This window comes from Polaromonas sp. P3_C2, assembly GCF_056402675.1.
In genome coordinates this window covers 1-1,110 of the sequence record NZ_JBFUGX010000990.1, presented here as the reverse complement: position 1 = coordinate 1,110, position 1,110 = coordinate 1, and the positions used below count along the sequence as shown (strand labels likewise).

The window sequence follows — 1,110 nt, the reverse complement described above, 5'->3', positions numbered from 1 at the left end:
GTGTTTCACCACATGCCGCCGGAAACCCGGTTGTACAACATCATCACTGAGCAGGGCTGCGGTTTGTTTGTAGAAGGCTTCCTGGCCTTCAGCCCTTGCCAGCAAGGTCCCGTGCAAYTGGGTACGCCGTGGCAAGCCTTGACCATTGATGCGGCTGCGGCCAGCTTTGTTGACCAGGTGAGTACCATTGCCGCGTGAGCGAAAAGGTAAATCACCAGGAACAAACTCAGTTCGACGCCGGAATCACGCCCGTGCTGGCAGGCGCCGCCTTGATTCAGGGCGGTGTTTTAACGCTACGGGCCAAAGATGAAGAGCTGACCATCAAGGCGCCTGCAAAATTCTTGCGGGCGCTTTTTCATTGGTGCGACGGCAGCAAAACACGGGCAGAACTGGCAAGCATGGCCGAAGCCAAATGGCCAGCCTCGCGATTTGGCGGCTTTATGGACGCCATGCTGGAGGCGGGCGTGCTGGTGGACCATCGGTTTGTGGCGGATAGGCTGCTTCAGGAAAGGCGGATGCAGCGGCCCTACCAAAAAGCGGTCCAGGGCGGGTTCGAGGTGTCCTTGCTGCAGGGCGGAGATATTGAACTGACGGTGCCTCGCTATTCGGGCGTTGCAGAGGCCGGCCCTGCCGGGGTGCTGTCTTTTGAGGCATTGGCCAGCCTGCTGGCCGTAGGGCCGCAGGCAGAGGGCCTGGCTGGTTTGCGTTTTGTAGTTTTCTTCCGCGAAAACCTGGGCGTTGTTGAGGCTGGCGTTTATGAAGTGCATTGGGCCGTGGCCGGAGCCTTTCTCCGGCCGTTCGATATGCCAGCCACTGCGGCGTCATACCAGGCTTTTCCCAATCTCTACGACTTCTTTCGCAGCCAGGCGCTGCTGGCTATTTTTGCTGAAAGCAACCTTCCGGACTGCCCGCTGGATGTGGCGTTGACGGCTGGCGGGGCGGCCCTGCAGAGGCTGGCTTCTGCGGCTACCGCCAGCAGTATTGCGTATGTTGAGGCAGGGGCCGCCTATGGACTGGCGTTGACGGCTGGCGGGGCGGCCCTGCAGAGGCTGGCTTCTGCGGCTACCGCCAGCAGTATTGCGTATGTTGAGGCAGGGGCCGCCTATGGAC

At 60.6% G+C, this 1,110-nt stretch carries 2 protein-coding genes; both read left to right on the top strand.

Annotated elements, in window-relative coordinates:
* On the top strand, window positions 1–198 hold a 198-nt coding region (locus tag AC1DWI_RS24055), incomplete at its 5' end, for a hypothetical protein (RefSeq protein ID WP_477726027.1).
* Window positions 195–1,110: hypothetical protein (locus tag AC1DWI_RS24050; RefSeq protein ID WP_477726026.1), on the top strand; the 916-nt coding region annotated here is incomplete at its 3' end. The genes AC1DWI_RS24055 and AC1DWI_RS24050, both read left to right, overlap by 4 nt.